General features: G+C 51.6%; 5 protein-coding genes. 3 read left to right on the forward strand and 2 right to left on the reverse strand.

Annotated elements, in window-relative coordinates:
* Positions 1-817: malate:quinone oxidoreductase (locus tag B2067_RS00530; protein ID WP_301387158.1), on the reverse strand; the 817-nt coding region annotated here is incomplete at its 3' end.
* Positions 818-1,268: 451 nt separating this feature from the next.
* Here B2067_RS00530 and gtfA point away from each other — a divergent pair.
* From gtfA to ggpS, 3 genes are all read left to right on the forward strand, one after another.
* On the forward strand, positions 1,269-2,711 hold the full coding sequence (gene gtfA / locus B2067_RS00535; RefSeq protein ID WP_301377068.1) for a sucrose phosphorylase: 1,443 nt from the start codon (positions 1,269-1,271) through the stop codon (positions 2,709-2,711).
* Positions 2,712-2,747: 36 nt separating this feature from the next.
* A complete protein-coding gene (locus tag B2067_RS00540; RefSeq protein WP_301387159.1) occupies positions 2,748-4,079 on the forward strand; it encodes an MFS transporter in 1,332 nt (443 codons plus the stop codon).
* Between the two features lie 181 nt (positions 4,080-4,260).
* Complete coding sequence (gene ggpS / locus B2067_RS00545; protein ID WP_301387161.1) at positions 4,261-6,540, forward strand: glucosylglycerol-phosphate synthase; 2,280 nt, start codon at positions 4,261-4,263, stop codon at positions 6,538-6,540.
* Positions 6,541-6,942: 402 nt separating this feature from the next.
* Here ggpS and B2067_RS00550 read toward each other — a convergent pair.
* The coding region (locus tag B2067_RS00550) for an aldehyde dehydrogenase family protein (protein WP_301387162.1) at positions 6,943-7,220 on the reverse strand (278 nt) is incomplete at its 5' end.

Below are 7,220 nucleotides of genomic sequence, written 5' to 3' on the forward strand. Positions count from 1 at the left end.
AGACCAGCCACTGCCCCGATACTGGGAAACCACCATAGCCATCAGCCTCGTCGATACCTGAAGCCTGCAGGAGTGGCAGAGCACCACCACCGGCGCCGAGGAAGACGAAGTTAGCCTGAATGGTTTTCGATTTGCCTGACTTGCGGTCTTTCACGCGAACGTGCCAGCTTCCGTCTTTAGAATGGTCAAAATCGTTGACTTCATGATTCAGGCAAAGAGTGAAGTTGTCGTCGTTCTGGAGGTTCTTGACCATGTTACGGGCCAGTGAACCGAAGTCGACATCCGTGCCGTGAGCAATGCGGGTCGCTGCAACTTTTTCCGAAGGATCGCGATCCTTCATAACGAGCGGCATCCATTGTTCCAGTACAGCTGGATCTTCGGAGTACTCCATCTCTTTGAACAGATGGTGAGCGCTCAGCTTCTCATGACGGCGACGCAGGAACTCAACGTTGTCCTCTCCCCAGACAAAGCTGAGGTGTGGCGTTGTATTGATAAAGTTCTTTGGCTCGGGCAGGCCGCCTTCGCGTACCAGATAGCTCCAGAGCTGAAGTGAAATTTCAAAGTTTGCGTTGATCGACAGTGCCCGGTCGATTTCGACATCGCCATCGGCGGTTTGTGGCGTGTAGTTGAGTTCACAGTACCCAGCGTGTCCGGTGCCAGCGTTGTTCCAGCCGTCTGTACTTTCGTGTGCTACGTGGTCGAGGCGTTCAACCAGGGTAATTTGAAGGGATGGGTCCAGTCTGCGTAGCAGTGTGCCCAGGGTTGCGCTCATTGCACCGCCGCCAACCAGCAGTACGTCGACCTTTTCTGTCGTCATTCGGGAATCGCCTTTAATTCAGATACTCTTTCAATGCAGGCAGAAGACCGGGAGCAAGGGGTGTCCTTTTAAGCCAGCTTCTGATCCGATACAGAACGGGATATCCGTCTGAACCTGCTCGTCTGTATGAAGAGAATAGACCTGAAAATCAGGCCTGGGCCAGTATCGTGTCTGCACTGGCTCTACATAACATATGTCTTTTCATTCGCTCGCGAAAATACCCGAAAACCCTATACGGGTCAATTGGATAGAGACTTTGTCAGGCTTTGACGAGTGGCCCTGAGGCACGCTTCTGAGGCGGGTTTCCGCACCCATTGTCATGCGTTGGAGAGTGTAAGGAACCTTGATCAGCTCCCCCCATCTTAAGAATGACCAGAACGTCGGGCGTAATCGGCCATAGAGGGGTGAATACTCTGTGTCATGCGTTAGGGTGAAATGAGAGGAGGACACTATGTCGTTGAAAAATGCCGTACAACTAATTGCCTATCCAGACCGCATAGGTAAAGACCTGAAAGACCTCGCGGGCTTCATGGAGCAATACCTGAGCACTGCGGTGGGTGGCGTCCACATACTGCCGTTTTACCCGTCGAATGCCGATGCTGGCTTTTCACCGTTAACGCACAAAGAGGTTGATCCGGCGTATGGCGGCTGGGCAGACATTGAGCGGATCGCAGCACAGTTCGATATCTGCGCAGACCTGACAGTGAATCACATCTCTGACGAATCGGAAGAATTTAAAGACTTTCTGCAGAAGAAAGACGAGTCGAAGTACTCTGAGCTATTTGTCCGCGTCGATAAAATGGGCGAATTTTCACCGGATGACATGGCGAAAATTCATATTCGCAAAGAGAAAGAACCCTTCCGTGAGGTCACCTTTGCGGACGGCTCAACAGAGCGTGTCTGGTGTACTTTCACCGAGCAACAGATCGATCTTAATTATGAGGCGGATGCTACTTATGAACTGATGGAAGATTACATCGGTTTTCTCGCTTCAAAAGGTGTAAAACTCTTTCGTCTCGATGCCTTTGGCTACACGACTAAACGCGTGGGTAGTACCTGCTTTCTGGTAGAGCCTGATGTTTACCGTAATCTCGATTGGGTGAACTCCGTTGCGCAGAAACACGGAGCGCGCTGTTTACCCGAAGTTCATGACCACAGCAGCTATCAATACGCTATCAGTCGCCGCGATATGCATCCTTACGGCTTTGCTCTGCCTCCTCTGGTGCTCTTCTCGCTGCTTGATGCCAACAGCGTCTATCTCAAGCACTGGCTACGTATGTGTCCGCGCAATATGGTGACCGTGCTGGATACCCACGATGGTATCTGTATTCCGGATGTTGAAGGTGTGCTGCCGGAAGAGAAAATTGCTGCTTTGATCGATAACCTGCAGCAGCGCAGTGCCGATCCGATTATGCGTAAGTCAGCCGCGAATATTCACAGTGTTGGGGCGATTTACCAGATTACCTGTACTTTCTATGACGCACTGATGCAGAACGACGACGCCTACATTGCAGCGCGGGCGATTCAGTTCTTTACGCCGGGTATTCCCCAGGTCTACTACGTTGGCTTGCTGGCCGGTGTTAATGATGAAGAGCTGATGGAAGAAACTGGCGAGCTACGTGATATTAATCGTCATTATTACAGTCTCGAAGAAGCGAAAGAATCACTCACCAGCCCGGTCGTTAAACGCTTACTGAAGCTGATGGAATTCCGCTCTAACTATCCGGCATTTGATGGCCGATTTGAGCTGCATTCAAGTAATGACAGCAGCGTTCATATGGCGTGGCGTCACGGTGAATACTACTGTGAGGTTTTTGTAGATCTTAACTTTAATACTGCAGTATTAAGCTATCTTGATACGGAGACACTGGAAGAAGTGTCTGTCACCTGCTGATCTCTCTGGATCAGAAATTATTCGTTAAGGTATCGCATGCTTAAACAACTCCGACCGGTTCTTTCATTGCTGGCTGGAGTAAGCCTGTTGCTTCTCGGCAGCGGCCTGCTCAACACCTTGCTGGCAGTGCGGGGCAGCGAAGAATCCTTCAGTGATCAGGCCATGGGTTTGATCATGTCGGGTTACTTCGTCGGCTTTTTTGTGGGCACCTTTCTCGCGCTGCCACTGATCCGGCGAGTGGGGCATATCCGTACCTTTGCGATGTGTGCAGCCGTGGGTTCTGTATCTGTACTTCTCCATGATGCGTTTGCCACACCCTGGGCCTGGGGTGGGCTGAGAATCCTGACCGGAACAGCGCTAGTGATTCTCTACACTGTGATTGAGAGCTGGCTGAATGCAACCACACCGCCGCAGAACCGCGGACAGGTGTTTGCCGTCTATATGGTGGTGAACCTCGGGGCATTAGCTGTTTCTCAGCAGTTTATGTCGCTGGCGCCGGCGTCCAGTTATCTGCTTTTCGCACTGGCATCGGTATTGGTGACGCTGTCTCTGGTGCCTGTCACAGGTACACGCTTTGGCCCTCCAGAAGTCCAGCAGGTTAAACGCCTGGGCATACGTTTTCTTTGGCGCATTGCACCTCTGGCGATCAGTGCCGCGTTTCTCTCGGGGCTGGCGATGGGGGCATTCTGGGGGATGAGTGCGCTCTATGCCTCACGGATTGGGTTGCCCACGTCAGAGGTAGCGACCTTCGTTACAGCGGGCATCATCGGTGGTGCTCTACTGCAATATCCGGTGGGGCGCCTGTCCGACAGGTTTGATCGTCGCCGTGTACTGGCGGGGATTGTTGGCGTAGCTGCTGTGTCTGCGTTGCTGATTATCCCGGCGTCGTTTGCCTCGGTGGAATTTCTTTATGGCGCTATCGCTTTGTACGGCGGGTTGGCTTTTGCAGTGTACCCCGTGGCCGTTGCTCATTTGATTGACCATCTGGAAAGCGGGGACATTCTTCCGGGGGGCAGTGCGTTACTCTTGGTGCACGGTATTGGTGCAGCTATTGGACCAGCACTGAGTGGGCAATTGATGTCCATGGCCGGCGCAAGTGCACTGCCTGTGTACTTTGCCGCAGTTCAGGGCACTCTGTTCCTGGTGGCGGTATGGAAAATGCATCAACGACAGAAGGACGAGACGACAGGCGAACCAGCTCAGTTCGTACCTATGGTAAGAACGACGCCTACTGCTCTGGAAATGCATCCGGATGACAGTGAGCAATCGCCAGATCTGACTCCAGATGTAACACAGGGAACAAGTGAGGAATCAGACATTCATGAGGAGGATAGGGAACCACCTCCGTCTCAGGCAGCTCAAAGCTGAAAAGCTCCGGCTGTTACTGATTGTACTTCTACAATCGCCCGGTGATACCAGTCGCCCTGACCCGGCGGTACTCCGGAGCATCTCACAATCGCGGTCGCATACTGGTTATTAATTAACCCGCACTGCAGTCGGCAGATCATCGCTGATTGAAATGAGAGCGGTGCGGACAGCGGAGATAATTATGCTACTTGCAACAGATCTTGATGGAACCTTTCTTGGTGGCTCGCAGGAGCAACGTCAGCAGCTTTATCAACTGATTGCTGCGCATCCCGATATTGACCTTATTTTTGTGACTGGCCGGGGGCTGGAATCGGTGATGCCATTGTTGGCAGACCCGACCATTCCACAACCGGAATACATTATCTGTGACGTGGGCTGTACCGTCGTTGATGGCGAGAACCTTCATCCGGTGGTGGAAGTTCAGGGCCGCATTGATGATAAGTGGCCGGGCGAATACACCATTCATGCGGCCGTTGAGCATATTGAAGGTCTGGTGCGTCAGGATGTACCTCAAGAACGTCGTTGCTCTTATTTTGTCGCGCCAGATGTAATGGAAAAGCATCGAGAAGAACTGGAGAAAATCGGCGAATCACTGAATTGCGATGTGCTTTATTCCGCAGATTTGTATCTCGACTTTTTACCGCGCAATGTGAATAAAGGCTCGACGCTGACGGCACTGGTCGAGCACCTGAAGCTGGATAAAGCCGATGTCATGGTCGCAGGTGATACCCTGAATGATCTGTCGATGTATGAATACGATTTCATTGGTGTATGTGTCGGCGAGTCTGAGAAAGGTCTGACAGAAGCAACCGAAGGCCGTGCGCGTGTTTATCATGCCTCTGCACCGGGGGCTGGCGGTATCCTTGAGGCGATCAGTCATTTTGGCTTCTTAGGTGTTGAGGGAATTGATGCCGAAGGGCGCGATGACATAGAGCCAGGTGCCTCAGATCTGGTGATTGTTTACCACCGCCTGCCCTACGAAGAATATATCGAAGACGGCGAAATGAAACGCCGTAATCACCGTTCACCGAATGGTATTATCCCGACGCTTGCCAGTTTCTTTAAAGACGGTCGAAAAGGCGCCTGGGTCGCCTGGTCTATTACTGACCCGTCTTTGAAAGAGTTTGAAGTTCATACTGAAGTCGATAAAGAGCAATATCCCAACCTGGTAGCGGCGCGTGTTGCATTGACGAAAGAAGAAGTCGATATTTTTTATAAGCGCTTTTCGAAAGAAGCTTTCTGGCCAACCCTGCATACCTTCTGGGAGCGTGCGAGCTTCGTTGAAGATCACTGGAATGTGTTCTGTGAAGTGAACCGTAAGTTCGCTGAGCAGACGGCAAAAGAAGCTGCAGAAGGGGCTACTGTCTGGCTGCATGATTACAACCTCTGGATGGTACCAGCGTATCTGCGCGAAATTCGCCCGGATTTAAATATCGCCTTTTTCCACCATACATATTTCCCATCGGCTGACGTATTTAACGTGCTGCCATGGAGAAAGGAAATTGTCGGCAGTCTGTTGCAGTGCGATTACATTGGCTTCCACATTCCACGTCAGTCAGAAAACTTTATCGATGTGGCAAAAGGTGTCATGCCGTTTGAAGTGTCGGAAAAATCAGGCTGCGCACCGCGCTTCCTGACTTATGGTTGTGCTGTGGGGCTGGATGAAATGACCACAGAAATTAAAGTCAATGATCGTACGATTCGTCTGGGCGCTCATCCCGTTGGATTGGATCTGAAACGCGTTGATAGCGCTCTAGAAAAACCTGAAATTCAGAACCGCATGAAAGAACTGCGTGAAGAATTGCACGGAATTAAATTGGTTCTCTCTGTCGAGCGCCTGGATTACACCAAGGGTATACCGGCCAAGCTTGAAGCGTTTGAGCGCTTACTCGAAGATCACCCTGAGCTTCACGGTAAAGTGACTCTGGTGACCGTTTGCGTTCCGGCAGCGAAAGAAATGACGGTGTATAACGAGTTGCAGAATGAAATTGAACAGGCAGTGGGTCGAATTAATGGCCGCTATGCGCATGTCGGTTGGACGCCCGTTCAGTTCTTCTTCCGTGCTGTTCCGTTCGAAGAGCTGGTGGCCTACTACGCAATGGCCGATGTAATGTGGATTACGCCACTTCGTGATGGTCTGAATCTGGTCGCGAAAGAATATGTGGCGACCCAGGGTAAAACTGAAGGCAAGGGCGTGTTGGTGCTGTCTGAATTTGCCGGTGCCGCTGCCGAAGTTAAAGGTGCGGTATTGTGTAACCCGCATGATCCGGCGGAAATGGCAGATACCTGCTACTTTGCATTATCGATGCATCCAGACGATGCGGCGGCACGCATGAATGAAGCCTATGACGTTGTCAGTTACTACGATATTGCTCACTGGGGTCAGGACTTCCTCGACGAGGTAGCCGACAGTGCCCGTAAGAATGGGCGTGGCAGTGCTGACCTGACGGTTGTCGCATGACAACTGTTTTCCGTCACTGCTTCGCAACTCGCCGTGAACACATCCATGTAGGCTCGGTTATGGCATCCATGCCATAAACGGTTGCTCAGCAGAAATGGAAAATAAGATACTCCTGCGTGGATGTCGCGGTGTACCAGAGATCTCTGGAAGGCGTCTCGTGACCGTATGCAGCAGGGATGCTGCATTCGAGACTACAGGGAAGTACTTGTGTCGTGTCACGGGATGCAATCCAGTGATCTGTCTACAATGTGATTTATAACTTGTTTCCCATCACTGCTTCACAACTCGCCGTAAATACATCCCTCTAGGCTCAGTTACGGCATCCATGCCATAAACGTTTGCTCAGCAGTAGTGGAAAAAAACACAGTGATGCCACAGATCTGAATCAGGCGCGAGCAGCCGTCAGGCCGCCCAGATCTGTTTGATATTCACGAACTCCCGAATACCGTGTGGCCCGAGTTCGCGTCCGTAACCGGATTTACCTATACCTCCACTAGGAAGTCGAGGATCGGTTTTGACGATCCCATTGATGGCTACCTGGCCTGCGTTTAATTCACGAGCGGCCCTCTGAGCGCTGGTCTCACTGCCAGTCCAGATGCTGGAACCAAGACCATACTCGGTATCATTGGCAATGGTTAGTGCTTCATCAAGGTTCGCTGCTTTGCAAATGGCCAGAACAG

The sequence above is a fragment of the Thalassolituus sp. UBA2590 genome, assembly GCF_002339775.1.
Lineage (GTDB): Bacteria > Pseudomonadota > Gammaproteobacteria > Pseudomonadales > Oceanobacteraceae > Thalassolituus.

Excerpts from the sequence above, each read along its gene's own strand:
- ggpS (WP_301387161.1), top strand. The coding sequence starts at position 4,261 with ATGCTACTTGCAACAGATCTTGATGGAACCTTTCTTGGTGGCTCGCAG.
- gtfA (WP_301377068.1), top strand. The coding sequence starts at position 1,269 with ATGTCGTTGAAAAATGCCGTACAACTAATTGCCTATCCAGACCGCATA.
- B2067_RS00540 (WP_301387159.1), top strand. The coding sequence starts at position 2,748 with ATGCTTAAACAACTCCGACCGGTTCTTTCATTGCTGGCTGGAGTAAGC.